Below are 25,571 nucleotides of genomic sequence, written 5' to 3'. Positions count from 1 at the left end.
ATTCGCCTAACCCCTTGAGCAGCACAGACAGGGTACGCATGGCCGACGCGATCATCTCCTACGAACCCGCCACCGGTGCCGAGCTGTGGAGCGGCGCGATCGGCGACGCCGATGCCGAGGTCGGCGCCGCCCGCGCCGGCTGGGCGCGCTGGGCCGCGCAGCCGCTCACCGTCCGCATCGAGACGATGCGCCGCTTCGGCAACGTCGTCCGCCAGCGCCACGAAGCCTTCGCCGACCTGCTCGCGCGCGAGACCGGCAAGCCGCTGTGGGAGGCGCGCACCGAGATCGACAGCGTCATCGCCAAGGTCGACATCTCGGTCAGCGCCTATGCCGAACGCACCGCACAGCGCCGGCTCGAATCGCCGATGGGCAGCCGCATGGCGCTGCGCCACAAGCCGCATGGCGTGCTCGCGGTGCTCGGTCCGTACAATTTCCCCGTGCACCTGCCCAACGGCCATATCGTCCCGGCGCTGCTCGCCGGCAATGCGGTGGTCTTCAAGCCGTCGGAAAAGACCCCCGCGAGCGGCGCCTTCCTCGTCGATTGCTATCGCGCCGCCGGCGTGCCCGAAGCCTGCGTCCGCCTGCTGATCGGCGGCCCGGCGGAGGGCAAGGCGCTCGCCGACCACGACGATATCGATGGCCTGCTGTTCACCGGCTCGGCGCGCACCGGCCTCGCGCTCAACCGCGCCTTCGCCGCCAAGCCCGAGAAGATCCTCGCGCTGGAGATGGGCGGCAACAATCCGATCATCGTCTGGGACACGCCGGACCTGCATTCGGCCGCGGTGCTCGTCATCCAGTCCGCCTTCACCACCGCCGGCCAGCGCTGCACCGCCGCGCGCCGCCTGATCGTCGAGGATCGTCTCTACGAGCCGCTGATCGACGCGATCTGCGCGATGGTCGGCCGGCTGATCGTCGGCAGCCCGCACGACGATCCGCAGCCGTTCATGGGGCCGGTGATCGACAATGACGTCGCCGACCAGTTGAGCGAGAGCTTCCTAGCGCTGCTAATGCGCGGCGGCCGCCCGATCCGCCATCTCGAACGCACCGTGGCCGACCGTCCCTTCCTCACCCCGGCGCTGATCGACATGACCGCGGCCACCGAACATCCGGACATCGAGCTGTTCGGCCCGATCCTGCAAGTCTATCGCGCCGCCGATTTCGACGCGGCGATCGCGCTCGCCAACACCACCCGCTACGGCCTGTCGGCGGCGCTGGTCAGCCAGACCCCGGCGCTCTACGACCGCTTCTGGGCCGGCATCCGCGCCGGCATCGTCAATTGGAACCGCCCGACCAACGGCGCCTCGTCGTCGGCCCCGTTCGGCGGCATCGGCTGGAGCGGCAACCACCGCCCCAGCGCCTATTACGCCGCCGATTATTGCGCCTATCCGGTGGTCAGCAACGAAGCCGAAGCCGCCCGCGCCAACATCGGCATCGGCCTGCGCGACGCCTGACGCGGCACGGAAGAGAAAAGCGGGAACACGGAGGCAAGCATTGAGGCGCGAGCCGCCTACCCAGAAAGCTTCGTCACCCCGGACTCGTTCCGGGGTCCACGCCGCGGCGAGGAGAAAGGCTGGAGGCGAGGTCGCTCCCCTGCGGCCCGGTGGACCCCGGAACGAGTCCGGGGCGACGGCGTGGGCGCGGACGGATCAACTCATGACATTTCGCGCGAAGACCGCAAAGCGCGCGCTCCTCGCCCGTGCCGCAGCGCGTAATCCCGATGGCAACGCAACGGTGATCAGCTATTTCTGATCCAGCGGGCAACGCGCACGTGCCGCACTCCTCTACATAACCCGCATGCCCCTCACCGCCCTCGGTCCGCGCATCTGCATCATGGGTCCATCGAACAGCGGCAAGTCGACGCTCGCGCAGGCGATCGGTCAAGCCTGCGACCTGCCGGTCGTCCATCTCGACCAGCTTCACCATCTCCCCGGCACCGACTGGCAACCCCGCCCGGTCGCCGCGTTCGTCGCGCTGCATGACGCTGCGATCCTCGGCGAGCGCTGGGTGATCGAGGGTAATTATTCGCGTTGCCTGCCGCAGCGGCTGTCACGCGCGACCGGCGTCATCCTGCTCGACGTGCCGACCGTGACCAGCCTGCGCCGCTACGTCGCCCGCTGCTGGTTCGACCGCCACCGGATCGGCGCACTAGAGGGCGGCCGCGACAGCGTCAAATGGGCGATGCTGCGCCACATCGCGATCACCACCCGCGCCAACCGCCGCCGCTACGATGCCTTGGCCGAGACGATCGACCTGCCCGTCATTCGCCTTGCGACGCCGCGAGCGATCACCGCCTTCTACCGCGCCGCCGGCCTCACCCGACCGCGACGCGCCGCGCCTCGGGCAAAGTCACCGCCGGCAGGCATCTGAACCCCGGCCGCGCGAGCAGATAGCCCTGGATGTAGCGGATGCCGAGCCCGGCCAGCGTCTCATATTCCGCGGCCGTCTCGATCCCCTCGGCGATCACCGCGATGCGGAGCGACTCGGCGATGCGCACCACGCCCTCGACGATCATCCGTCGCGGCAGGCTTTGTTCGATGCCGCGGATCAGATCCATGTCGAGCTTGATATAGTCGGTCTGGAACTTGGCGAGCAGCCCGAGCCCGGCATGACCCGCGCCGAAATCGTCGATCGCGGTGCCGAAGCCCATCGCAGTATAGGATTCGACGATCGTCTTGACGTGCGCGGTGTCGGTCATCTCCTCGTTCTCGGTGAATTCGAAGATCAGCCGGTCGGTCGGAAAGCCGGTCGCATGCGCGGTCTTCAGCGTCAGCTGGATACAGGCGAGCGGCGAATAGACCGCATTGGGCAGGAAGTTGATCGACAACCGCGCATCGCCGTCGAGGATCCCCGCCGCCACCGCGCCCTCGATCGCCGCGACCCGGCATTGCTGGTCGAAGGCGTAGCGATTCTCCGGCGTCACCTGCGCCAGCACGCTCGCCGCCCCGGCGCCATCCGCGCCGCGCACCAGCGCTTCATAGGCGAAGGGCTGCCCGGTAGTGACGTCGACGATCGGCTGGAACGCCATCGCGATGGCGAAATCATGCTCCTCGCCGCGGCATCCCTGACATCCGGCTGGCTTGACCTGTATCATGCTGCCTTGCCTATCGACACGGGTGCTAAGGCTTCGTGAACATGGGGTTATCCTTCGCACTCATGCGTGGTCACGATGCCGTCCGCCACCACGCCGCCGCCATCGCTATCGGGCGGGTTGACGGTAGAATTCCTTGCCGCGGCGGACCATTGTGATGGAGGGACCGTCCTCGTCGATACCGACGTCGACGCGATCGTGCGTATTGCCGTTGAAAAGGCGAAGCGTCGTCGCGCCGGTCGGCTCGGCGATGAACATGGCATGCTGTTTGTGCTTGTCGTCGAGCGTCAGCAGGACGTTGGAATAGCCGTGATCGGCCGTGACGTAACCGCTGCGCTCGACGCCCTCGGCATCGAACAGCAGCATCCCCGACATCGTATCCTGCGGTCGGCCACCGCGGGTCAGCGTTTTGCCGTCGATCGTCGCGTTGGGCAGCGGCGCAGCGAGCTTGACGCGCGTGACGCCGGCGTGGTCGACCACGTCGAGTTGGCGCACCCGCAGCACGTCGACTATTTTCGGCGCCGCTGCCGGCGCCGCACTGGCCCGGTTGCTCACAACGCCCAGAAACGTCAACCCGCAACAGGCCACTGCCAGAACGACCGCGATGGACGCGATCCGCAACCGCCGCTCGAGGCGCGCAATACGTTCGACTAGATCGGCTTCGGCAGCAGACATCGTGATACTCCCTGTTGATCACCCGGACGTATACCTGTCCGTTTTGGACTGGCAACGAGTTGCTCCTTTTCGCGGCCATCATCACTCGCTCTCCGACCATAGCCACAAGCTCCCCTAACCCCCGCCAAAGCAACGCTGGCTTGTCCGTCCGTCCGCCCCGGCCCATCTGGCGGATATGGCTACGCTTCTCGATCCCAACGCCCGCGGGCGCGTCATATTGGTCGGTGCCGGTCCGGGCGATCCTGGCCTGCTCACCGTCCGCGCGGTCGAGGCGCTGCGCAGTGCCGATATCGTCGTCCACGACGGCCTGATCGATCCGCGCGTGCTCGATATCGCGCCGCCGCAGGCGCAGCGCATCTCCGTTGCGAAAAGCCGCGCGCGCCACACGCTGCCGCAGGAGGCGATCAACGCCCTCATCGTCGCCCACGTCAAGACCGGTGCGATCGTCGTCCGGCTCAAGGGCGGCGATCCCTTCATCTTCGGCCGCGGCGGCGAGGAGGTCGAGGCGGTGCGCGCCGCCGGCCTCAAGGTCGAGGTCATCCCCGGCGTCTCGGCGGCGCTCGGCTGCGCGGCGGAGGCGATGCTGCCGCTCACCCATCGCGACCACAGCAGCGCGGTCAGCTTCGTCGCCGGCCAGTGCAAGGGGCTGAGCGATCAGGATTGGTCGGGTCTCGCCGGTCAGGGTCGCACGCTGGTGATCTACATGGGCGTCGCCACCGCCAGCGACATCGCCGACAAATTGATGGCCGATGGCGTCGCCCCCGACATGCCCGTCGCAGTGCTCGAACGCGGCACGCTGGCGGGCAGCCGCGCGATCCGCACCCTCCTCGCCGATCTCGGCGCGATGGTGACGCGCGAGGCGGTGCAGAGCCCGGCGATCATCGTCGTCGGCGAGGTCGTCGAACTCTCGGACGCCGAGGACAAGCTTGCCCGCTGGGCGCGGATCGCCGAGGGAACCCACGAAAGTAATACTTTCGTGGGGCCCGCCGAGGAGACCGCGGCATGAGACTGTTGACAGGCAACGACCTCCCGACCGGCGACGTCGTGTGGTGGACCGGCACCGGCTGGTCGCGCCATGTCGAGGATGCGGTCGACGTCGGCACCGAGGGCGAGGGCATCCTGCGCACCGAGGAAGGCGCGCGCCGCGTCAACGTGCCCTATCTGATCGACGCGATCCCGACGCCCGACGGCCCGCGACCGGCGCATATCAAGGACCGCATCCGTGCGCTGGGTCCGACCGTGCGACCCGACCTGACGCTCAAGCCGGCCGACCCGTCCGCGGGCAGCTGGGTGATATGATGCGCGCGAAGACGCGAAGCCGCGAAGAGATGGATTTGGTTCGCGCGGAGGCGCGGAGGCGCGGAGCGGTCGCGCCTGCCGTAGCCAGCTCGCGCGCTTATGGGCGGCAGCTGGCAGGGCCGTGGCTGGTACACAGGCATGCCCTCCCCCATCCCGTCATCCCGACGAAAGTCGGGACCCATGGACTCGACGCGACCGGTGAAACGCGGAACGGTAACACCGCTGTCACCAGCTTCGTGCCGGATCGGTCGAGGCCAAGCGAGGCCCAAACCACCCGGAACAAGCCGCGCCCCCACCCTCGAGCGGCACCGCAACCATGGGTCCCGGCCTTCGCCGGGATGACGAAGGTGGGTGGCGTCCATTCCGCGCGCCACCGGCGCACCCCCTCCGCGCCTCCGCGCCTCTGCGCGAACAAAAACCTTCTGTCTGCCGCCCCGCGCAACCGCACGAACGCGATTTCCGCGCCCCCGCGCCCCCGAGCGAACCAAAACCGTCTTCTCTTCGCGTCTTCGCGTCTTCGCGCGAACCCAACAGCCTTCGCCACGCACGAAGGCCGGAAAGCCGATCATGTATAAATACGACCAATACGACCAGGCGATCGTCGATGCCCGCGTCGACGAGTTCCGCGACCAGGTCGAGCGCCGCCTGTCGGGCCAGCTCACCGAAGACCAGTTCAAGCCGCTGCGGCTGATGAACGGCCTATACCTCCAGCTTCACGCCTATATGCTGCGCGTCGCCATCCCCTATGGCACGCTCGACGGCCGCCAGATGCGGATGCTCGGCAGCATCGCGCGCGATTACGACCGCGGCTACGGCCATTTCACCACGCGTCAGAACCTCCAGTTCAACTGGATCAAGCTCGCCGACACGCCCGATATCCTCGCCCGCCTCGCGACGGTCGAGATGCATGCGATCCAGACCAGCGGCAATTGCATCCGCAACATCAGCGCCGACCAATATGCCGGCGCCGCCGCGGACGAGGTCGCCGATCCGCGCCCCTGGGCCGAGCTGATCCGCCAGTGGAGCACCTTCCACCCCGAATTCAGCTACCTGCCGCGCAAGTTCAAATTCGCGGTGATCGCCGCGGAAGGAGATCGTGCGGCGATGCGCCTCCACGACATCGGCATCCGGCTCGTCCGGCGCGACGGCGAACTGGGTGCGGCGATCTACGTCGGCGGCGGCATGGGCCGTACCCCGATGATCAGCCATCTCGTCCGCGACTTCGTCGGCTCGGACGATCTGATGAGCTATCTCGAGGCGTGCCTGCGCGTGTACAATCGCTACGGCCGCCGCGACAATATCTACAAGGCGCGGATCAAGATCCTGCTCCACGAGATCGGCGCGGACGACTATCGCCGCCAGGTCGAGGAGGAATTCCTCGCGGTCAAGCAGCTCGGCATCGATCCGCCCCGCGCCGAGCTCGACCGGATCACCGCGATGTTCGCCGCCCCCGCCTTCGACGCGGCGGCACCGACCGAGATCGACCGCAGCGATCCCGATTTCGCGGTCTGGCTCGACCAGAACGTCGCCGCGCACAAGCAGGCCGGCTATGCGATCGTCAACGTCAGCCTCAAGCCCGCCGGCGGCATCCCCGGCGACGCCACCGCCGACCAGATCGAGCTGCTCGCCGAACTGGGGGAAACGTTCTCATTCAATGAGTTACGGGTAACGCACGCGCAGAACATCGTTCTGCCGCACGTCGCTATGCGCGACCTTAGTGAAGTTTGGCGGCGCCTCTCGGACGCCGGTCTCGCCGAGCCCAACCTCGACCTCATCACCGACATCATCGCCTGCCCGGGCCTCGATTATTGCAGCCTCGCCAACGCCCGCTCGATCCCGCTGGCGCAGAAGATCGCGGCCCGCTTCGCCGACCGCGACCGCCAGCGCGACCTTGGCGAACTGAAGCTCAAGATCTCGGGCTGCATCAACGCCTGCGGCCACCACCACGCCGGCCACATCGGCATTCTCGGCGTCGACAAGAAGGGCACCGAAAACTACCAGCTCTCGCTCGGCGGCTCGGGCGCGGAGGACGTCAGCCTCGCCAAGATCACCGGTCCCGGCTTCTCCGAGGACGGCGTCGTCGACGCGATCGAGCGCGTCACCGCCCGCTATCTCGCGACACGCGAGCCCGGCGAGCGCTTCCTCGACACCTATCGCCGGATCGGCTTCGAACCCTTCAAGGAGGCGATCTATGGTTGATGCAGCCCTGCTCCGCTTCCGCGACGACGAGCCGCACGACGAGCCCGCGGTGACGCTCGACGCCTTCCTCGGCCAGAGCAACGCCACCGCGGTCCGCCTCGAAGCCGGCGAGGACGCGCGCGCCCTGCTGCCGCAGCTCGGCCAGCTCGCGCTGGTCGAGGTCAGTTTCCCCTCTTTTCGCGACGGTCGCGGCTATAGCGCCGCGCGGGTGCTGCGCGAGGCCGGCTATACCGGCGAGCTGCGCGCGGCGGGCGACGTGCTCGTCGACCAATTGCCGCTGATGCGCCGTTGCGGCTTCGACAGCTTCGCGCCCGAAGCCCCGATCGACGCCGACACGCTGCAGCGCAGCCTCGACCGCTACGACTATCGCTACCAGCCCGCCGCCGATGCGGTGGTGCCGGTGTGGAAGCTGCGTCATGGGTGAGCCCGCCCGCGCGCTCGACGTGATGGACGTCGCGCCGCCCTTCACCACGGCGGATGCCGCGGCGATGCAGATCCGCTTCGCCGGCGTGCCGGCCGCGGACATGCTGCGCGCGTTGCTGACCGGCGAACTCGCCGGCCGCATCGCCTCCGTCTCGTCCTATGGCGCCGAGTCGGCGGTGCTGCTGCACATGGTGGCGAGCATCGACAAGGACGTGCCGGTCGTCTTCACCAACACGCAGAAGATGTTCGGCGAAACCCTCGCCTATCGCGACGAGCTTTCGGAGAAGCTCGGCCTCACCGACCTGCGCGTCTTCCGCCCCGATCCGCGTATGCTCGGGCTGAAGGATGCGACCGGCATGCGCTGGTCCTATGACCCCGACGGCTGCTGCGAGATCCGCAAGGTCGAGCCGCTGCGCCGCGCGCTGGCGCCGTTCGACGCGTGGATCTCGGGCCGCAAGGGCTTCCAGGCGGGCACCCGCACCGCGCTGCCGCGCTTCGAGGAGGACGAGGGCCGGCTCAAGCTTAATCCGCTCGCCGACTGGTCGAAGAGCCAGCTCGACGCCTATTTCGAGGAACACGATTTGCCGCGTCACCCGCTGGAGGCGCAGGGCTATCTGTCGATCGGCTGCGCGCCGTGCACCAGCAAGGTCAAGCCCGGCGAAGACCCGCGCGCCGGTCGCTGGCGCGGCTGGGACAAGGTGGAATGCGGCATCCACGTCTCGACGCTGCCAGGCGACGACCCGGCGTTCTGATCCGGATCATCCCAAACTGGGAACAACTGTAATCCAAGTGGGTTTTCCCGCACGATCGGCGGTGCCACGCGGCCAAGCCTTACTCTAGCGCTTGGAACGTCATGGCCGACGGTACGCCGGAAAAACCACGGGGTGGTCCACCGCCGCATCTGCAAAGCCTCGTCAACCACGACATGGGCGACGACAAGAACGGCATCTTCTTCGCGGCGGTGTCGACGACGCGGATGCCGATGATCGTGACCGACCCGCATCAGCACGACAACCCCATCGTCTTCGCCAATCCCGCCTTCATCAACATGACCGGTTACGGCCTCGACGAGCTGCTCGGGCGCAACTGCCGCCTGTTGCAGGGGCCGGACACCGACCCGGAGACGGTCGCGGACCTGCGGCGCGCGATCGAGCAGCGTCACGAGACTTCGGTCGAGATCCTGAACTACAAGAAGAACGGCGCCGCCTTCTGGAATGCGCTGTTCATGTCGCCGGTGTTCGACGCCGATGGCGAGCTGGTCTATTTCTTCGCCTCGCAACTCGACGTCACCCGCCGCCGCGACGCCGAGGATGCGCTGCGCCAGGCGCAGAAGATGGAGGCGGTCGGCCAGCTCACCGGCGGGGTCGCGCACGACTTCAACAACCTGCTGACCGTGATCCAGGGCTTCGGCGACATCATCCTGAACAACCTGGAGCGCGACGGCGAGTTCGATCGCAAGAAGGCCGCCCGCTCGATGCGCGCGGTGATGCAGGCGGCGGAGCGCGGCGCGTCGCTCACCCAGCAATTGCTCGCCTTCTCGCGCAAGCAGAAGCTGCAGGGCCGCGTCGTCAACCTCGACGATCTGCTCGACCAGTTGCAGCCGCTCATCGAGCGCACCGCGGGCGGCGCGATCACCGTCGACATCCACCGCGGCGCCGGCATCTGCAACGCCCGGATCGACCCCACACAGGCCGAGCTGGCGGTGATCAACATCCTGCTCAACGCGCGCGATGCGATGCCCGACGGCGGCACGATCACGATCGAGGCGAGCAACCGGACGATCGAGGCGGGCGACAAGGGCTTCGGCGAGCTCGAACCCGGCGAATACGTCATGCTGACGATCGCCGACCAGGGCACCGGCATGTCGCCGGAGATCCTCGCCCGCGTCACCGAACCGTTCTTCACGACCAAGGATCAGGGCAAGGGCACCGGGCTGGGCCTGTCGATGGTCTATGGCTTCATGAAGCAATCGGGCGGCTCGTTGCGGCTCTATTCGGAGGAAGGCCACGGCACCACCGTGCGGATGCTGTTCCCGTGCGAGGCCGCCGCGGTCGAACCGCAGGGATCGCAGCCGTCGCGCCCGCTCGCCGACAAACGAGGCAACGAGACGGTGCTGCTGGTTGAGGATCAGGCCGATGTCGGCGACTATGCCGAGGCGGTGCTGACCGATTTCGGCTATTCGGTGCTGCGTGCCGACAATGCCGATGCGGCGCTCGAGCTGCTCGACGGCGCCGGGACGATCGACCTGTTGTTCAGCGACCTCATCATGCCCGGCGGGATGAACGGCGTAATGCTCGCCCGCGAGGTCAAGCGTCGTCGCCCGCGGATGCGCGTGCTGCTCACCACCGGCTATGCCGAATCGTCGATTGAACGCGTCGATGCGCGCGGCGCCGAATTCGAGCTGATCCAGAAGCCCTACAAGCGCAGCGAGCTGGCCACCAAGGTCCGCCGCGTCATCGACGGCCCCACCGGCGTCGGCTGATCCGGCGCGTCGATCAATATGCGGTGAAGGTGAACGGGATGCGCAGCGTCGTGCGCACGTCGGCGGCATCGTCGGTCGCGCCGACCTCGACGTTCCAGTTGAGCGTCGTCGAGGGCGAGGTGCGGTAGCTCACGCCGAAGAGCAGCCGGCCGATCTGCAGGTCGCGGCTCTCCGCGGTCATCGCCTCGCCCAATGCCTGCGTGGTCTGGTTCAGCGCGCGCACCCGCGTCTTGGTGCCCAACGCCCAGGTCTGCGCATAGCCGAAGCTGATCGACGTCCGCGGGTTGAGCGCAATCGCGATCCCCGCGCTGGCCGACGGCTGGTTGCCGGGCGCGACGCGCTCGATATAGGCGGCGCCGATCTGCCGGTTGATGTCGCGGGCGAAATTATAGGTGTAGCCGAGCGTCGCGAACAGCACCGCGGGATCGGTCGGCAGGATCGCGGTCAGGTTCGGCGTCACGCCCCAGAAGCCGGCGCCGGTCGCCCCCTTCAGTGCATTGCCGAGCGCGTCGCGCGGCACCTTGAACGGATCGGTGCCGGTCGGCGCCACCGCCTGGACGCCGGCGATCAGATAGGGCGCGCCGTCGCGACCGTCGGTGATCTGATAGCGCAGGCCGAAGTCGATATCGCCGATATTGGCGCCGCTCACCGGCCGATCGAGCTGCCCGGCATTGGGCTGGCTCGGGTTGGCGACCGGCGCCAGCACCGATTTGTCCGAACGATAGACGAACGGCAGCCGGCCGTTGATCTCCAGCCGGCTGGTCAGCCCCAGCCGCCCGACCGTGCCGACGGTGAGCACGTCCTGGCGGCTCTCGTTGATGTCGAAGACGCCGATCAGCACCGCTTCCGGGATCTGCACGCCGCGGAACACCACCTGGTTGCGATCGGCGCGGGCATATTCGAAATTGACCTCCACGGTGGCACGCCCCGCCTTGGTGATGATGCCGCCCTGTTCGGCGAGCACCGCGACCTGCACCTGCCGCTGGTCGGACGGCGCCTCGCCGACCGTCTGCACCTGCGCTCCCGAGGCGGCGGCGGCGCGCGGCGGCGCGGGCGGTGGCGAGGCGGGCAGCGGCACGCCGCCCGGGGGCAGCGCGGTCTGCGCGACCGCACGATCGGGCTCGCTCCGCCCGGACAGGCGCGCTTCGAGCCGGTCGATACGGGCGCGCTGTTCGTCGAGCGCGCGCTGTTGCCGCTCCAGTTCCTGCCGTTCGCTGGCCAGGGTGCGGCGCAGATCCTCGGTGCCGTCGGCGGCAGCAGGCACGGCCGCGGCGGCGGGGGATACCGTCTGTTGGGCCGATGCCGGCAGTGCGATCAGGCCGAGTGGAAGGAAGGCATGGCAGACGGCCGGTCGCATCGATGGTGATCCCCTCTAGGTCGTTGTCGTTCAGCGCTGTCCGGCGGCATCCGCGGCGATCCGGTTGACCAGCAGCACGCCGTTCATCAGCGCGACCGGCAGGCCGACCAGATTGACGTTGATCGTGCTGACCGTGTCGATCGCGCGGTCGTTGCCGGTGTTCGCGATGACCGCGCCGGTCGCCTGGCCGACGAGATGGCGGATCTCGGTCGCCGGGGTGACGAGCGCGACCTGCGTCCCGCGATCGTCGCTGGTCAGCCGCACGCTCCCCGAACTCGCCGCCACCGCCGGGCCGTTGGCGGTCACCGGCACCAGCGTCTGGCCCGCGGCATCCAGCCAGCCGGTTGCGGGACCGGCGACGATGTTGACGCTGGCCGGCGTGTCCGATGCCGGCGCGGTCACCGTGGTCCCGGTCGGCGTCCGCGAGACCGAGACGGTCGGCCAGTCGGGATCGCCGGTCGCGACGGTGACGGTGCCGGGCGCCGCGCTGGGGCTGGTCGTCCCGTCGGTATAGACGCGCACCCCGGCGTTCGGCCCTTCGCTCGAATAGATGGTGTGAAGCGCGAGCACGCCGTCGATCCGCGTCTGGATGTCGATGCCGATCGCGACGTTCAGTCCGTTGGGCAACAGCAGTCCGCCGCGCATCGTCGCCAGCTCGGCATCGGGAACCGCGGGTGGATCGTCGTCCGGCACGGCGGCGCCGGCGAGCGCCGCGGCGATCAGCAAGGCGATCGGCATGTCAGAACTCTCCCAATTGCGGGCGGGTCAGCGCGAGCTGCGCGCTCTCCAGCGGATCGGCGCTGAGGAAGGGGCGGCCGTGCGGCGCGCGGACCAGGTCGGCGGCCATGTTGAAATGCGATCGGCCGATCGCGTTGCGGCCGCTCAGCACGAAGAACACCCCGTTCCACTGTTTCGCGAAACGGCGGATGGTCTCGCGCCGCAGCCCGAGCGAGGGATCGCCGAGCAGCAGCGTCTGGTCGTCGATCCCCTTGACCACGACGAAGTGGCGATACCCGTCGAAGTTGATCAGCGCGACGCCGGGAATCCCCGCCTTGGCGATCTGTTCGACGCTGACCTTGAAGCCGTCCGCGGCGATCCCGCGCGCCGCCAGATAGCGTTTCATGTCGAGCAGCGAAAAGCCCAGCCGCCGGATCTGCGCCTGGTCGCCGTCGCGGAACATGCCGAGGAAGACGCTCTGCTCGCTCTGCGGATCGTCGTAATGATAGCGCAGCAGCGTCGCCAGCGCCGCCGAGCCGCAGCTGAAGTCATATTGCTGGCGCACGACCGTTTCGAACCGGCGGCCGATCAGGCTGGTCACCGGCGTGGCGAAGTTGAGCGTCGGCGAGAAGTTCACGCCGTTGCCGCCTTCGGGCAGCGGCATGCCGGTGCATCCCGCCACCATCGTCGCCAGCGCCAGGACCACCGCCGCACGCATCATTGGTTGATCGCGACGTTCACGTTCAGCGACGAATTGATCGACACGTTGTTGCCGGTGTTCGCGCTGAGCAGCGACAGGCCGTTGAGGTTCTGGAACGCGCTGGAATCGAAGCTGATCGTGCCGGTCTCGGAATGGCCGTTGACGCTGTTGCCGCTGACCACGCCGGTGTTCTGCGCGCGGATCACCTGCGACAGGTCGGATTGGCCGGTGACCGCATTGAGCGCGGTATCGTCGACCGCATCCGCCGCTTCGAACGGGCTGGCCGCCGGCACCGACGGGACGGCCTGTGCCGCGGCGATGGCGGGCGTCGTGACCGCCAGCAGCGTGGCACCGATGAAGAGAATACGCATGGCTCGGTCTCCCAATCGATCGATGGAAGGAAGGGGTGACACCGCCACCCCTTCCGCCGTGCGGCTTATTGACCGAGGTTGATCGACCCGGCCGAAACGCTGACGTTGACCGCCGAGTTCTGCGATGCGCCCGCCCCGGTGTTCATGTTGAGCGACTGCAGCCCGGCGAGGTTCTGGAACGCGCCGTCGCCGGTGGTCAGGCTGTTGTCGACCGCGCCGCTCGCGCCACCCGGCGTCTGGTTGTAATCGACGCGGACGCCGGTGACGTAGCTGGCCAGCGTCGCCGACGAGACGACCGCGCTGGCGCCGAACACGTTCGAGGTCGACGCGGCGCCGGTGCCGGCCGTGGCATAGCCGGTGCTGCGCGACGAACTGTCGGCATAGCTGGCGTCACCACCGGTCGCGACCGAGCCGCTGCCCTCGTTGCGCGCGGTGTTGCGGCTGGAGCGATCCGAATTGTCGTTGGTCGACTGGTTGCGGCTGTCGGTGGCGTCGCCGTTGCTCGCCGCGACCTGCGCGCCGGTCGCCGAGCTGTTCTGCGAGCGGTTCGACCGGTCGGAATTGTCGGTCGTCGACTGGTTGCGGCTGTCGGTCGCCGAGCCGCTGCCATTGGAGGCGACCTGCGCCCCCGACGCGCTGCTGGTCGAGGTGTTGGTCGAACGATCCGAATTGTCGGTGTTGGTGGTGGTGTTGGTCGTCGTGTTCGACGTGTGCGAATTGTCGGATTGATCGCGGCTGTCGGTCGCCGAGCCGCTGCCGTTCGAGGCGACCTGGGCGCCCGAGGCGGACGAATTGCGCGTCGTGTTGGTGGTCGAACGATCGGAATTGTCGGTGTTCACCGTCGAACGATCGGCATTGTCGTTATAAGTGTACGACCGATCGGCATTGTCGGTATTGGTCACCGACTGGTTGCGACTGTCCGACGCGCTGGCGCCGTTGTTCGCCGCGACCTGCGCGCCGCTCGCCGCCGAATTGGTGGTGCTGGTGTGCGTCGTGGTCGAGCGATCCGAATTGTCGGTGTACGACCGGTCGGCATTGTCGGTGCTGGTCACCGACTGGTTGCGGCTGTCGGTGGCGGTGCTGCCGTTGTTGGCGGCGACCTGTGCGCCCGAAGCGCCGCTGCTGTCGGTCGAGGTCTGCGACCGGTTCGAATTGTCGGTGTTGGTCGTCGAGCGGTTCGACCCGTCCGTCCACGTCGTCGAACGGTTCGAGGCGTCGGTGGCGGTGTTGGTCGCCGTGTTGTTGCTGTCATTCATCGAATTGTTGGTGCTGGTCGTCGAGCGGTTCGATGCGTCGGTGTTGGTCGTCGAGCGGTTCGAATTGTCGGTGGCGGTCGTCGACCGGTTCGATCCGTCGGTGTTCGTCGTCGAGCGGTTGGAATTGTCGGTGTTGGTCGTCGAGCGGTTCGATCCGTCGGTCCAGCTCGTCGACCGATCCGACGCGTCGGTGTTGGTCGCGGTGTTGTTGCTGTCGTTGACCGAACTGTTGGTATCGGTGTCGGTGTGGGTGAGCACCGAATTGTCGGTCACCGCCTTGTTCGACGTATACGCATAGGTCAGCGAGCGGTTGGACGCATCGGTGTTGGTCGAGCTGTTGGTGTCGACCCGCGAATTGTCGGCATTGTACGAGCCGTTCGCCGCGTCGCCGCCGGCCGCGGTGCCGGTGTTGGTCGTGGTGGTGGAATAGGTCGAGCCCGGCTGGGTCGTCTGGGCCTGGACCGATGCGGTCCATGCCAAGACGGGAAGTGATGCGGCGATCAGAAGGCGCGATTTCATGGCAGGCATCCCTTGTTGGCCGGTACCCCCGGCGATCCTCTAAGCCCGGCAACGCTGCTGCTGACCGAGCCGGACCGACTCATAGGGTTAATGTTGCGTTCACGATTACCCCCCTTTGCGGGCCAATTCCCCATTCATCTGGGGGCCGTCTTTACCCCCAAATGGGGGGTGAATTCCCCCTATTGTCGTTGTTTCAAAACAGGTTATCCTATGTTGCAAGAATGACCGACGAGTAGGCGTGCAAAGAGAGGCCCGACGGGAGTCGAACGGGTCGACGCAGGGAGAGATGGTCCGGTGGCGGCAGACAGACATCTGCCCCTGCTCTTCCGTACGGCCGCCATATGCAGCGACGGGCTGCCGCCGTACGATGAGCAGGGCGCGCTATATTCTACGACGGGACCGGCGCCGGTCGCCGATCGTATCGCCCGCATCATTCTGGATACCGATGACCAGCCGACCTCTGCGGCCGACGATATCGCCCTGGTCGTCGGTCATTTCGCGCGTGCGCTCGGGGCCGACGGCTGGGCGCTGACCGGCTCGCCGCGCCAGGGCGTGCCGAGCTGCCTTGCCGCCGCCGGCCTCGGCGACGCCTTCGTCGCATCGCTGCTGCGCATCGCCGAGCGGATCGACTCGGTGGCGGATCGCCGCCTGCCGGCGCCGGTCTGGTGCGAGCAGCTGGCGCCGCCGCACGACGCCGCCGCGCTGGTGATCCCGGTCCCGCACACGCCGGGCCACGCCGCCCTATTCGTCAATCTCCTCTTCGCGGCGGTCGACGAGCACCGGCGCATCGCCATCGAGCGCGCGTCGCTGCGCGAATGGCCCAGCGTCTCCGCCTATCTGCGCCTGTGGCAATCGACGCGGCTCGAGCGACGCGTCGCGGAGGGGGTCAGCGCCGGGCTGAACCTGGTCGCGATCGGCATCGTACTGCTCTCCGGCGACGGCCAGATCGCTTTCGCCAACGATGCGGCACGGCTGCTGATGGACCGGCAGGACGGCATCCGCGAACATCGCGGCCAGGTGCAGGCGACCCACCGCGGCGACGCCGGCGCTTTCTCCACCGCGGTCGGCCACGTGCTGGCGCATGCCGGCTCGACCGCGGCGCTCGCGCCGATGTCGCTGCTGATGCTGCACCGCGACCATGGCCCGCCGCTGGTGGCGTCGTTCGTCTGCACGCCACGCGCGGCGGACGCGCCCGACGAGGGCGGCGCGCTGCTGTTCTTCGTCGATCCCGGGCTCGACATCCACCAGCTCGCCGAGCCCGTCTGCAAGCTGTTCCGCCTGTCGCGGGTCGAGACCGAACTCGCCTGCCTGCTCGCCTCGGGCCAGACGCTGGCGGCGGCGGCACAATCGCTCCACGTCAAGGTCAGCACCGCGCGCGGCTATCTCAAGCAGGTGTTCGTCAAGACCGGCAGCAACCGGCAGGTCGATCTCGTCCGCCTGATCTTCAGCAATCTCATCCGCACCGCGCACCGCGACCACGCCCGCCTGCGCTGATCGCCACCGCGCTATCGCGTCATCAGCCAGCCGAGCAACGCCAGCATCGCCAGCGCCGGCCACCCGCCCTGCGCGCGCAGCAGATAGGCCGCGCCGAGCACGCCCGTCGCCGCCAGCGTGCCGGCGACCACCCGCTGCGTCGCGATCCGCTCCAGCACGACGATTCCGCCGACCAGATTGGCGGCCGCATTGATCGCGATCCACAGATAGGAGGGGACCACGCCGATCGCGCCCCACACCGGCAGCTTGATCGTCGCATAGCCCCGCATCGTGCCCGGAAACAGGTCCGCCGCGAGATGGACGCCGATCCCGAACCCCAGCCCGGCCGCCACCGGCCACGTCCGATGATCGAGCAGCGCGACCGCGAGCGGCAGGATACCGTGGGTCAGCGCGCTGCGATGCCGCAGCCGCAGCGGCGTGTCGAGGTCGGGCAGCCGCGTCCCCGCCGCCGCCGCCAGCACGATCGTCGCGATCATGACCCACGGCCCGCTGCCGCCGGTAAACGCGAACACCACCGCGAGAAGGAGAAACAAGGATGCCGCCATCCGCGGCCGTTAACCATATGTACCCCTTTTGTCCACAAGCCGCGCGGCGCGCGCTTGACAATTCCATGGCTGCGGCGGACCGGTAACAATCGGAAATCACGCTTCATTTGTATTGAAGCCGGCCCTCTACCCGTATGCACGGCGCCACCCATCGAGAGGCAAGAGACATGGAAAGCCACCGGGGATGACATCGGCCGTCATCGAGCGCCCTGCGGTAGACGCCGCGACCTTCGCGCGCGAGATCGCGGGGGGCTATGTGCCGGTGGTGCTGCGCGGGCAGGTCGGCGCGTGGGCGGCGGTGCGCGCCGGGCGCGGCGGCGATCGCGCGATGGCGACCTATCTCGCCGCATTCGAGGGCGGGCAGACGCTCGACGTGATGATCGGCGCGCCGGAGATCGCCGGACGTTTCTTCTACAACGACGATTTGACCGGCTTCAACTTCCAGCGGCAGAAGGTCGCGTTGCGGCAGTTGCTCGGTCAGCTCGTCCGCTACAGCGAAGACGGCGCCGTCGATGCCCACGCGCTCTACGCCAATGCGGCGACGGCGCCTGAGCATCTGCCGGGCTGGGACGCGGAAAACCACCTCGGCCTGCCGACGGGCGATGCGCCCGCGCGGCTGTGGATCGGCAACGCGACCCGCGTCGCCACGCATTACGACGAATCGAGCAACATCGCCTGCGTCGTCCACGGGCGGCGGCGGTTCACCCTGTTCCCCCCCGACCAGATCGCCAACCTCTACGTCGGCCCGCTCGACCATACGATGGCCGGACCGCCGTCGAGCATGGTCGATCCCGAGAATCCCGATCTTGCCCGCTATCCGCGGTTCGCCGCGGCGCTGGCACACGCACAGGTCGCGGAGCTCGGACCGGGCGATGCGATCTTCGTGCCGGCGATCTGGTGGCACCACGTCGCGGCGCTCGACCCGCTCAACGTGCTGGTGAATTACTGGTGGGGCGACGCGCAGGCGGCATCGCCCTTCGGCGCGCTGGTCCACGCGCTGATGGCGGTGCGCGATCTTCCGCCGGCGCAGCGCCACGCGTGGCGGGGATGGTTCGACCATTATGTCTTTGCGGACGGTGCCGACGAAGTCGGCGACCATCTCCCCGTCGCGGCGCGCGGCATCCTCGCCGCGGCAAGCCCTCCCCGTACCGAGCGGCTGCGCGACTTCCTCATCCGCTTGCTCGGTGGCAAGCGCTAGGCCGGCCCGCGGTTACGGCCGGGCGAGGCCGTCGCGCAACGTCGCGCGGATGCGGGCCGCGGTGGTCGCGTCGATCGGTCCCAGCACGCCCTTCGCCGCATCCGGCAGATGCGCGGTCGGATCGCTTTGTCCGCGGAACACCAGATGGTCGAAGACGGCGCGGAACGCGTCGCGCTGATCCGCCGGCAGCGGGGCGATCGCCAGTAGCGCGTGGAGCAGCGCGTCATAGGGATTGCCCAGCTCGGCCGGCGCCGCATTCCACCAATAGTTGACGAAGGCATTGACCGGATCGAGCGACTCGACGGCATGCCACCAGTGGAACGGGATGTAGATTGCGTCGCCCGGCGCCAGCGTCGCGGTCTGGGCGACCTTGGCGGCGTCGGCGAAGCGCGGGAAGCGCGTGAGATCCGGCGCGTCGGGATCGACGAGGCTGACCGGCGTGCCCGCCGGCGTCAGTTCCAGCGGCCCCATGTAGAGGTTGGCGACCTGATCCGGCGGAAACAGCGTGAAGCGTCGCCGCCCCATCACCACCACGCCGATATTCTCCATGAGGTCGTAATGCGTCGCGACGCGGATCGCATTGCCCAGCCAGATCCGCGGCACCACGTCCGGCGCGACCAGATCCGTCGCATTCGCCTCGGCGAACCCCGGCAGCAGGGTTGGCAGCGGCACCGACTGGACCGCCATCGCGAAGGGCTCGCTGCGATCCCGATCGCGCAGCAGCCGCGCAAGGAACGGGTCGAGCGGCGTCTGCCCGCGCACGAAGTTCATCCCGGTGAGATCGTCGTTGTAGAAGAACCGGCCGCCGATCGATGGTTCGCCGAGGATCGCGGCGACCGGTTCGCCGTGGCTGAACCGCTGGAGATAGGCGACGCCCTCCTCCGCCGAACGCTGCGCGGCCTGCACCGCGGGCCAGTCGCGCCCGACCTGCCGCAGCACCACGGGCCGGCCGGCGGGGCGGATTTCGTTGTCGAAGGTGCGCCGGTCGACGTTGGCGATCTCGGGCAGCGCCTGCGCGGTCATGCAGCGACGCCCGTCATCGCGCATCCATAATGTGCCAGCAGCTCGTCCTGCCGCGGCAGCAGATGCGCCGTTTCCTCGACCACGCGCCGGATATGATCGAGCCGCGACAGCGTCTCGGCATCCGACAGCAGATCGGCGGCGGGATGATATCCGCCCGCCGCCACGCCCTGCCCGACCATCACCGACAGCCAGCTCGTCTCGGTGAACAGTTCGTCGTGCTCACGGAAGACCCGGCCGTTGGCGGCGAAGACGGCGAGTTTCTCGGCGAGTCCCGGCGGCGGTGCCAGCATGCGGCAATAATCCCAAAAGGCGGTGTCGCGACGCTGCGTCGCCTTATAGTGGAGGACGAGGAAATCGCGGATGTCGAGGTAATCGGCGACGTGCGCGGCGTTGAACTTGTCGATCTCGACCCGGTCGAAACGGCGCGTCGGCCAATAGGTCAGCAGCCGCGCGATCGCCGACTGGACGAGGTGGATGCTCGTCGATTCCAGCGGTTCGAGGAACCCGCCGGCCAGTCCCAGGGCGACGACGTTGCCGACCCAGGCACGGCGGCGATGCCCGGCGGTAAAGCGCAGGAAGCGGGGATCGCCGAGCGGCGCGCCGTCGAGATTGGCGAGCAACGTCGCGGCCGCCTCGTCGTCGGACAGATGGTCGCTGGCATAGACGTAGCCGTTACCGATGCGATGCTGCAGCGGAATGCGCCACTGCCACCCCGCCGCACGCGCCGTCGAGCGGGTGAGCGGCTGCCGGTCGCCACCGTGAGCGCAGGGCACCGCCACCGCGCGGTCGCAGGGCAGCCAGTCGCTCCAGTCCTCGAACCCGGCCTGCATCTCGCCTTCGATCAGCAAGCCGCGAAAGCCCGAGCAGTCGATGAACAGGTCGCCGGCGACCCGCGTGCCCGAGGCGAGCGCTACCGCGCTGACATGGCCGGTCTCGCCGTCGCGTTCGGCCGCGACGATCCGCCCCTCGATACGGCGCACGCCGTTCGCTTCCGCCAGCCGCCGCAGGAGCTGTGCGTACAGGCCGGCATCGAACTGGAAGGCATAGCTCAGCTTCGACAACGGCGATCCCGGCTGGTCCGGACGCGGATGGCCGAACCGCCCCTGCAGGCCGGCGACGATCGCCAGCGAATAGGCGTCGAGCGGCGTGGTATCGCCGAGCGCCTGCCCCTTCAGCCAGAAGTGGTGGAACTCGATCCCCTTCATGTCGAGCCCGTAGCTGCCGAACGGGTGGACATAGCGGTGGCCGGGACGGACCCAGTCGACGAACTCGATGCCGAGCTTGTAGGTCGCGCGCGTCTCGCGCATGAACTGCGCCTCGTCGAGGCCGAGCATCTTGTTGAACAGGACGATCTGCGGGATCGTCGCCTCGCCGACGCCGACGGTGCCGATCTCGTCCGATTCGATCAGTTCGATCGTCAGCCCGGGCATCTCGCCGAGTACGCGCGACATCGCCGCCGCCGCCATCCATCCCGCGGTGCCGCCGCCGACGATCACGACGCGGCGGATCGCATCGTCCCTCACAGCGGGTCCGCCGAGAAATCGAACGGCGATTCCGATGCGAACGAAAAGGTCGGACCGGCGGCTGTGGTCGGCGCCGCGGGTGCGGTCGCCGGCGCGGCAGGCTGGCCGGAGATATGGCGAAGGAAGTCGCCATGGCTCGGCAGACGGCCGGCGATGTCGAGATACTCGCGGCGCATTTCCTCCAGCGCGCCGGCGACCCGCTCTTCGTCGAGCGCGTCGACCGCGGGCTCGTACTCCTGCGGCACGATATCCTGGCCCAGGCAGACGCTGACCCAGCTCGTCGTCGCGAACAGCTCGCGGTTCTCGCGGAACACCCGCCCCTTGCCGCGGAACAGCGCGATCTTGCGCGCGAGGCTGTCGGGGATGTCCATCGTGCGGCAGCGATCCCAGAACGGCGTGTCGCGGCGCCGCGTCGCCTTGTAGTGGAGGATGACGAAGTCGCGGACGTCGGCATACAGCTCGTGCATCTGCGCGTTATATTCGTCGCGCTCGACCGGATCGAAGCGCCGGTCGGGGAACAGCGCGATCAGCCGCGCGATCCCGGACTGGACGAGGTGGATCGAGGTCGATTCGAGTGGCTCGATGAAGCCGCTCGCCAGCCCCAGAGCGACGACGTTGCGGTTCCACGCCAGCTTGCGGCGACCGGTGGTGAAGGCGAGATGGCGTGGCGCCGCAAGCGGTGCGCCCTCCAGATTGGCTAGCAATTCGCGCTCGGCGGCATCGGCTTGCTGGAACTCGCTGCAATAGACGAGCCCGTTGCCCATGCGCTGTTGCAACGGAATCCGCCATTGCCAGCCCGATCCGCGCGCGGTGGCGCGGGTGAACGGATCGGGATCGCCGCTATAGGCGCTGGGCACCGCGACGGCACGATCGCACGGCAGCCAGTGCCGCCAATCCTCATAGCCGGTCTCCAGCGTCTCCTCGATCAGAACGCCGCGGAAGCCGGAGCAATCGATGAACAGGTCGCCGCCGACGGTCTGCCCGTCGTCCAGCTTGAGCGCGGTGACATGACCGTCCTCGGGCCGCTGCGCCACCGCGACGACCTTGCCCTCGATCCGCTGCACCCCGTTGCGTTCGGCGAAGCGGCGCAGGAAGCCGGCGTAGCGCACCGCGTCAAAGTGATAGGCGTAGAACAGGTCCTTGACCGCCGATTGCGCCTGCGGTGCCGGGGGTGCGAACTTGCCGGCCTGCGCCGCGACCGCGCTCATCGACCAGGCGGAGATATCGGGCAGCACCCGCCGCTGCCGCTCGCGCAGATAGAGCTGGTGGAAGTGCACCCCGCCGAGGTCGTGGCCGTGCGCGCCGAACGGATGGAAATAGCGCTCGCCGATATCGCCCCAGCCGACGAATTCGATCCCCAGCTTGTAGGTGCCGCCGGTCTCGCGGATGAACGCATGCTCGTCGATGCCGAGCATGCTGTTGAAGGTGCGCAGCGGCGGGATCGTCGCCTCGCCGACGCCGACCGTACCGATCTCCTCGGACTCGATCAGCGTGACGCGCGTGACGCCGTTGTTGAGGAAGCGTGCCATCGCCGCCGCCGCCATCCAGCCCGCCGTCCCCCCGCCGAGGATGACCACGCTGCGGATCGTATGTTCGTTCATCTGCCGAGCCGTTTCCGCTGTGAGTGAAAATACGCGTCGAGATCGGGACATCGCGACACCGCCTGGCCGATCGCCGCGCGATAGGCCGCCATGGCCCGGTCGCTGTCGGCGGCGTCGGTCGTCTCGATCAGTGGATCGATGCGGCGCGGCATCGTCCCCTGCCCGATCAGCACCGTCAGCCAGTCGTCGCGGGAGAAGGTCTCCTCCTCGAAGAACGGCAGGCGGCCGCGCTCCCGAAACGCCGCCAGCGTCCGGGCGAGGCTGTCCGGGAGTGGTTCGGAAACGCGCCAGAACGGTTCGGGGCGCTGCGCCGTGGCATAGTGACAGAGCACGAAGTCGCGCACGCGGACCACCTCCGCCTGTGCCTGCCGGTTGAAATCGGCGATCTCCAGCGGATGGCAGGCGCGGCCCGGCAGCATCGCGACGATCCGGTCGATCGCGCTATGGGCGAGATGCAGGTTGGTGAAGTCGAGCGGTTCGATCACCGTCGCGGCATCGCCGACCGCCACGCAATTGTGCGCCCACGGCTCTGGCCGGGTGCCCTGGCGGAAGGCGACCGCCGGCGCGATCGCCGTCGCGCCCGCCGTCGCCAGCGCCTCTTGCGCGTCGGCCTCGGCCAGGAAGGCGCCCGCGTAGCAAAGGCCATGCGACGTCCGGTCCACCGTCGGCGTGCGCCAGCGCCAGCCGGCCGGCGTGGCATGGACCTGATCCAGCGCGGTCATTCGCTCCGGCGGCCCATCCGCCGTGACCAGCCGGTCGCACCGCAGCCAGCGCTGCCAGTCCTCCCGGACATCGTCGATCGCGCCGCGTACGGTCGCGCGGGGACCGGAGGCGTCGACGAACAGATCCGCACTTACCACCGTGCCGTCCGTCAGCAGCAGCGCGTCGACGAACCCGTCGTCGCCGCGCCGTCGCACCGTGGCGACCTCGCCATCGCGCACCTCGACCCCCAGATGCCGCGCGAACGCCTCCAGCATCGCCCGATAGCGCGGCACGTCCAGCATCACCGCCGCCTGCACCTCCGCGACGATTCCTGCCGGCGGGATCGGCATCCGCCCGGCCCGTGCCAGCATCGCCGCGGGTGCATGCGCCTCGAACGGCGCCGCGGTCCCCGCCCGCGCCGCGCGCAGCCAGTGATGGTGGAAAGAGGCGGTTCCGAACGGCTGGCCACACGGCCCATAAGCATGGACGTAAGGCGGCAGATCCCCTGCCCAGCCCTCGAACGCGCTGCCCAGCCGCCATATGCCGCCGGCGCGCAGCACCGCATCGTCCTCGCTCAGGCCGAGGTCGTCGTGGAAGCCGATCGTCGACGGCAGCGTCTGCGCGATGCGATCCGCGAGCGCGTCGGGCGGCGGCGGCGTCGCGACGATCGTCACCGCCACGCCGGGCACGCGCCGGCGCAGCGCCACCGCCGCCGACCAGCCGACGATCCCGCCGCCGACGACCGCGATGCGCGTGATGGGCGCGTCGAGCGGCGTCACGCGGCGGCCGGCATCGGACAATAACCGGCGAGAAAGGCGGCATGCGCCGGCATCGCGCCGACCGCTGCGGCGATCTCTCCCCGCATCCGTTCGAGCCCCGCGACGAGGCTGTCGGTGGACGGCGCCGCCGTCCGCGGGTCCGCGCCCGACGGAACGATGCGCTGCCCGAGATAGACCGAGACCCAGCTGGCATCGAGGAACGCGCCCTCGCGATATTTGACGACACGGCCGCGGCGCCTGAACAACGCCATCTTCTCCGCAAGGCTGTCCGGGATCGGCATCGTCCGGACGTAGGTCCAGAACGGCGAATCGTCGCGCTCGGTCGCGTGATAATGCAGGATCAGGAAATCGCGGACGCGATCATATTCCATGTTGATCAGGCGGTTGAACTCGTCGCGATCGACCGGGGCGATGCGCTTCTCGGGGAACAGCTCGATCAGCGCGGTGATCGCCTGCTGGACCAGATAGAGGCTCGTCGATTCCAGCGGCTCGAGAAATCCCGACGCGAGGCCGACCGCGACGACGTTGTTCACCCAGCTGCGCGTGCGTCGTCCGGCCTTGAACCGCAGAACGCGCGGATCGGCGAGCGGCGTGCCCTCCACCGCGCCGAGCAATACGTCGGTCGCGGCGCCTTCGGACAGGAAGTCGCTCGCGAAGACATAGCCGTTGCCGGTGCGATGCTGCAGCGGGATACGCCAGCGCCAGCCCGAGGGCATCGCGATCGCGCTGGTGTAGGGAGTCACCGCCGTCGCGGTCCGGCACGGCATCGCGACGGCACGGTCGGCCGGCAGCCAGCGCGACCAGTCCTCGAACGGCTCGGCCAGTTCCTGACCGATCAGCAAGGCGGCGAAGCCCGAACAGTCGACGAACAGGTCGCCCTCGACGCGCCGCCCATCCGCGAGCACGAGCGCGGTGACGTCGCCGCTCTGCGCATCGCGTTCCACCGCGACCACCTTGCCTTCGGTACGACGGACGCCGAGCCCCTCGGCGATGCGCCGCAGATAGGGCGCGAAGGCGACCGCGTCGAATTGATAGGCATACCCGAAGGTCGAAGCGATCTGCTGCGGGTCGCGTGCCGGCTGGCCGAAGCGGTTGGCCCGCGCCAGCGAACAGGCCATCGAATAATGCTCGATCGGCGGCAGCGGCACGCCGGCGCGTAGCAGGCGGGTGTAATAATGGTGGAACTGCACCTCGCCGCTGCCGCGTCCGAACGTGCCGAAGGGATGGATGTAGCTGTCCCCGACCCGCCCCCAGTCGCGAAACTCGATACCCAGTTTGAAGGTGGCGCGCGTCGCCGCCATGAACTCGGCTTCGACGATGCCGAGGCGCTCGTTGAAGGCCCGGATATGCGGCAGGGTTGCTTCCCCAACCCCAATGATTCCAATGGCTTCCGATTCGATCAGCGTAACGGTGCATCGGCTGGGCAACAGCTTGGCGAGCGCGGTGGCGGCCATCCAGCCGGATGTCCCCCCTCCGACGACCACTACCCGCTGCCGCTCCGCCCGTTCCATCCACTCTGCCCATGACCAGCGCGGTAATTTCCTCCGCCCTTGTCCGCGTCATACCGGAATTTGGGTGCCCGGGAACCGTCTTTCGCCCGCAATCCGGAAGTTCGTGGTA

Annotated in this window: 23 protein-coding genes; 10 read left to right on the top strand and 13 right to left on the bottom strand. The window is 68.4% G+C overall.

What is annotated here, in order from left to right; genetic code table 11:
• The first annotated feature begins 38 nt into the window (after window positions 1-38).
• Both astD and FFS23_RS03520 read left to right on the top strand, forming a co-directional pair.
• Window positions 39-1,451, top strand: a complete 1,413-nt coding sequence (astD, locus tag FFS23_RS03525; protein ID WP_038661219.1) for a succinylglutamate-semialdehyde dehydrogenase — start codon at window positions 39-41, stop codon at window positions 1,449-1,451.
• Window positions 1,452-1,794: 343 nt separating this feature from the next.
• On the top strand, window positions 1,795-2,367 hold the full coding sequence (locus FFS23_RS03520) for a P-loop NTPase family protein (RefSeq protein ID WP_137897464.1): 573 nt from the start codon (window positions 1,795-1,797) through the stop codon (window positions 2,365-2,367).
• On the opposite strand, the gene FFS23_RS03515 is transcribed toward FFS23_RS03520, so the two are convergent.
• Window positions 2,312-3,091 (bottom strand): EAL domain-containing protein, encoded by a 780-nt coding sequence (locus FFS23_RS03515; protein ID WP_502702112.1) that lies wholly within the window; start codon window positions 3,089-3,091, stop codon window positions 2,312-2,314. The genes FFS23_RS03520 and FFS23_RS03515 overlap by 56 nt on opposite strands.
• 105 nt (window positions 3,092-3,196) lie before the next feature.
• Window positions 3,197-3,643, bottom strand: coding sequence for a hypothetical protein (locus tag FFS23_RS03510; RefSeq protein ID WP_137897463.1), 447 nt, complete (start codon window positions 3,641-3,643; stop codon window positions 3,197-3,199).
• A gap of 295 nt (window positions 3,644-3,938) precedes the next feature.
• Between FFS23_RS03510 and cobA the strand changes: the two genes are divergently transcribed.
• The 6 genes from cobA (at window position 3,939) to FFS23_RS03480 (ending at window position 10,166) form a co-directional block, all read left to right on the top strand.
• Window positions 3,939-4,769: a uroporphyrinogen-III C-methyltransferase gene (cobA, locus tag FFS23_RS03505; protein WP_052075550.1), complete on the top strand. Its 831-nt coding sequence runs from the start codon at window positions 3,939-3,941 to the stop codon at window positions 4,767-4,769.
• Window positions 4,766-5,062, top strand: a complete 297-nt coding sequence (locus tag FFS23_RS03500; protein ID WP_038661225.1) for a DUF2849 domain-containing protein — start codon at window positions 4,766-4,768, stop codon at window positions 5,060-5,062. Before cobA ends, FFS23_RS03500 begins: the two co-directional genes overlap by 4 nt.
• Before the next feature lie 567 nt (window positions 5,063-5,629).
• Window positions 5,630-7,261, top strand: coding sequence for a nitrite/sulfite reductase (locus FFS23_RS03495; RefSeq protein WP_137897462.1), 1,632 nt, complete (start codon window positions 5,630-5,632; stop codon window positions 7,259-7,261).
• A complete protein-coding gene (locus tag FFS23_RS03490) occupies window positions 7,254-7,685 on the top strand; it encodes a DUF934 domain-containing protein (RefSeq protein ID WP_137897461.1) in 432 nt (143 codons plus the stop codon). The genes FFS23_RS03495 and FFS23_RS03490 overlap by 8 nt, the downstream gene beginning before the upstream one ends.
• Window positions 7,678-8,436 carry a phosphoadenylyl-sulfate reductase gene (locus tag FFS23_RS03485; RefSeq protein ID WP_137897460.1) on the top strand — a complete coding sequence of 253 codons (759 nt, stop codon included), beginning with the start codon at window positions 7,678-7,680 and terminating at the stop codon, window positions 8,434-8,436. Before FFS23_RS03490 ends, FFS23_RS03485 begins: the two co-directional genes overlap by 8 nt.
• Window positions 8,437-8,537: 101 nt before the next feature.
• Window positions 8,538-10,166, top strand: coding sequence for a histidine kinase famiy protein (locus FFS23_RS03480; protein ID WP_038661236.1), 1,629 nt, complete (start codon window positions 8,538-8,540; stop codon window positions 10,164-10,166).
• A 13-nt stretch (window positions 10,167-10,179) separates the two neighbouring features.
• Here the strand turns inward: FFS23_RS03480 and FFS23_RS03475 are convergent, their stop codons facing one another.
• From FFS23_RS03475 to FFS23_RS20370, 5 genes are all read right to left on the bottom strand, one after another.
• Window positions 10,180-11,523: a transporter gene (locus tag FFS23_RS03475; RefSeq protein ID WP_137897459.1), complete on the bottom strand. Its 1,344-nt coding sequence runs from the start codon at window positions 11,521-11,523 to the stop codon at window positions 10,180-10,182.
• 30 nt (window positions 11,524-11,553) lie between these two features.
• Window positions 11,554-12,261: a hypothetical protein gene (locus FFS23_RS03470; protein ID WP_137897458.1), complete on the bottom strand. Its 708-nt coding sequence runs from the start codon at window positions 12,259-12,261 to the stop codon at window positions 11,554-11,556.
• A gap of 1 nt (window position 12,262) precedes the next feature.
• Complete coding sequence (locus FFS23_RS03465) at window positions 12,263-12,958, bottom strand: C39 family peptidase (protein ID WP_038666736.1); 696 nt, start codon at window positions 12,956-12,958, stop codon at window positions 12,263-12,265.
• Window positions 12,958-13,311 (bottom strand): hypothetical protein, encoded by a 354-nt coding sequence (locus FFS23_RS03460; protein WP_137897457.1) that lies wholly within the window; start codon window positions 13,309-13,311, stop codon window positions 12,958-12,960. Before FFS23_RS03460 ends, FFS23_RS03465 begins: the two co-directional genes overlap by 1 nt.
• Before the next feature lie 65 nt (window positions 13,312-13,376).
• The gene (locus tag FFS23_RS20370) at window positions 13,377-15,086 is read right to left on the bottom strand and encodes a beta strand repeat-containing protein (RefSeq protein ID WP_249340503.1); all 1,710 of its coding nucleotides are present in this window, start codon (window positions 15,084-15,086) and stop codon (window positions 13,377-13,379) included.
• A 294-nt stretch (window positions 15,087-15,380) separates the two neighbouring features.
• Here FFS23_RS20370 and FFS23_RS03445 point away from each other — a divergent pair, with 294 nt between their 5' ends.
• On the top strand, window positions 15,381-16,580 hold the full coding sequence (locus FFS23_RS03445; RefSeq protein ID WP_137897455.1) for a helix-turn-helix transcriptional regulator: 1,200 nt from the start codon (window positions 15,381-15,383) through the stop codon (window positions 16,578-16,580).
• An 11-nt stretch (window positions 16,581-16,591) separates the two neighbouring features.
• Here FFS23_RS03445 and FFS23_RS03440 read toward each other — a convergent pair whose 3' ends face one another.
• A complete protein-coding gene (locus tag FFS23_RS03440; protein WP_137897454.1) occupies window positions 16,592-17,113 on the bottom strand; it encodes a hypothetical protein in 522 nt (173 codons plus the stop codon).
• A gap of 196 nt (window positions 17,114-17,309) precedes the next feature.
• On the opposite strand from FFS23_RS03440, the gene FFS23_RS03435 reads away from it, so the two are divergent.
• Entirely contained in the window at window positions 17,310-18,323 is a 1,014-nt protein-coding gene (locus FFS23_RS03435; RefSeq protein WP_137897453.1) for a cupin-like domain-containing protein, read from the top strand.
• Between the two features lie 12 nt (window positions 18,324-18,335).
• On the opposite strand, the gene FFS23_RS03430 is transcribed toward FFS23_RS03435, so the two are convergent.
• Genes FFS23_RS03430 through FFS23_RS03410 form a run of 5 tightly spaced genes read right to left on the bottom strand, consistent with a single transcriptional unit; the run spans window position 18,336 to window position 25,405 of the window.
• Window positions 18,336-19,346, bottom strand: a complete 1,011-nt coding sequence (locus FFS23_RS03430; RefSeq protein WP_249340502.1) for a cupin-like domain-containing protein — start codon at window positions 19,344-19,346, stop codon at window positions 18,336-18,338.
• Window positions 19,343-20,869, bottom strand: a complete 1,527-nt coding sequence (locus tag FFS23_RS03425) for a tryptophan halogenase family protein (RefSeq protein WP_137897451.1) — start codon at window positions 20,867-20,869, stop codon at window positions 19,343-19,345. Before FFS23_RS03425 ends, FFS23_RS03430 begins: the two co-directional genes overlap by 4 nt.
• Window positions 20,866-22,470, bottom strand: a complete 1,605-nt coding sequence (locus tag FFS23_RS03420) for a tryptophan halogenase family protein (protein WP_137897450.1) — start codon at window positions 22,468-22,470, stop codon at window positions 20,866-20,868. The genes FFS23_RS03425 and FFS23_RS03420 overlap by 4 nt, the downstream gene beginning before the upstream one ends.
• Complete coding sequence (locus FFS23_RS03415; protein ID WP_137897449.1) at window positions 22,467-23,972, bottom strand: tryptophan 7-halogenase; 1,506 nt, start codon at window positions 23,970-23,972, stop codon at window positions 22,467-22,469. The genes FFS23_RS03420 and FFS23_RS03415 overlap by 4 nt, the downstream gene beginning before the upstream one ends.
• Window positions 23,948-25,405, bottom strand: a complete 1,458-nt coding sequence (locus FFS23_RS03410; RefSeq protein ID WP_249340501.1) for a tryptophan halogenase family protein — start codon at window positions 25,403-25,405, stop codon at window positions 23,948-23,950. Before FFS23_RS03410 ends, FFS23_RS03415 begins: the two co-directional genes overlap by 25 nt.
• Window positions 25,406-25,571 lie beyond the last annotated feature (166 nt).

The organism is Sphingomonas sp. 2SG (assembly GCF_005503285.1).
GTDB lineage: Bacteria > Pseudomonadota > Alphaproteobacteria > Sphingomonadales > Sphingomonadaceae > Sphingomonas > Sphingomonas taxi.
Note: the sequence above shows the minus strand (reverse complement) of the source record. Positions and strands in the feature narration are given on the sequence as shown.

What these genes read in the sequence shown, in the direction of transcription:
- astD (WP_038661219.1), top strand. Translation starts at nt 39, where the DNA reads ATGGCCGACGCGATCATCTCCTACGAACCCGCCACCGGTGCCGAGCTG.
- FFS23_RS03520 (WP_137897464.1), top strand. Translation starts at nt 1,795, where the DNA reads ATGCCCCTCACCGCCCTCGGTCCGCGCATCTGCATCATGGGTCCATCG.
- FFS23_RS03515 (WP_502702112.1), bottom strand. Translation starts at nt 3,091, where the DNA reads ATGATACAGGTCAAGCCAGCCGGATGTCAGGGATGCCGCGGCGAGGAG.
- cobA (WP_052075550.1), top strand. Translation starts at nt 3,939, where the DNA reads ATGGCTACGCTTCTCGATCCCAACGCCCGCGGGCGCGTCATATTGGTC.
- FFS23_RS03500 (WP_038661225.1), top strand. Translation starts at nt 4,766, where the DNA reads ATGAGACTGTTGACAGGCAACGACCTCCCGACCGGCGACGTCGTGTGG.
- FFS23_RS03495 (WP_137897462.1), top strand. Translation starts at nt 5,630, where the DNA reads ATGTATAAATACGACCAATACGACCAGGCGATCGTCGATGCCCGCGTC.
- FFS23_RS03490 (WP_137897461.1), top strand. Translation starts at nt 7,254, where the DNA reads ATGGTTGATGCAGCCCTGCTCCGCTTCCGCGACGACGAGCCGCACGAC.
- FFS23_RS03485 (WP_137897460.1), top strand. Translation starts at nt 7,678, where the DNA reads ATGGGTGAGCCCGCCCGCGCGCTCGACGTGATGGACGTCGCGCCGCCC.
- FFS23_RS03480 (WP_038661236.1), top strand. Translation starts at nt 8,538, where the DNA reads ATGGCCGACGGTACGCCGGAAAAACCACGGGGTGGTCCACCGCCGCAT.
- FFS23_RS03475 (WP_137897459.1), bottom strand. Translation starts at nt 11,523, where the DNA reads ATGCGACCGGCCGTCTGCCATGCCTTCCTTCCACTCGGCCTGATCGCA.
- FFS23_RS03470 (WP_137897458.1), bottom strand. Translation starts at nt 12,261, where the DNA reads ATGCCGATCGCCTTGCTGATCGCCGCGGCGCTCGCCGGCGCCGCCGTG.
- FFS23_RS03465 (WP_038666736.1), bottom strand. Translation starts at nt 12,958, where the DNA reads ATGCGTGCGGCGGTGGTCCTGGCGCTGGCGACGATGGTGGCGGGATGC.
- FFS23_RS03460 (WP_137897457.1), bottom strand. Translation starts at nt 13,311, where the DNA reads ATGCGTATTCTCTTCATCGGTGCCACGCTGCTGGCGGTCACGACGCCC.
- FFS23_RS20370 (WP_249340503.1), bottom strand. Translation starts at nt 15,086, where the DNA reads ATGAAATCGCGCCTTCTGATCGCCGCATCACTTCCCGTCTTGGCATGG.
- FFS23_RS03435 (WP_137897453.1), top strand. Translation starts at nt 17,310, where the DNA reads ATGACATCGGCCGTCATCGAGCGCCCTGCGGTAGACGCCGCGACCTTC.
- FFS23_RS03430 (WP_249340502.1), bottom strand. Translation starts at nt 19,346, where the DNA reads ATGACCGCGCAGGCGCTGCCCGAGATCGCCAACGTCGACCGGCGCACC.
- FFS23_RS03420 (WP_137897450.1), bottom strand. Translation starts at nt 22,470, where the DNA reads ATGAACGAACATACGATCCGCAGCGTGGTCATCCTCGGCGGGGGGACG.
- FFS23_RS03410 (WP_249340501.1), bottom strand. Translation starts at nt 25,405, where the DNA reads ATGGCCGCCACCGCGCTCGCCAAGCTGTTGCCCAGCCGATGCACCGTT.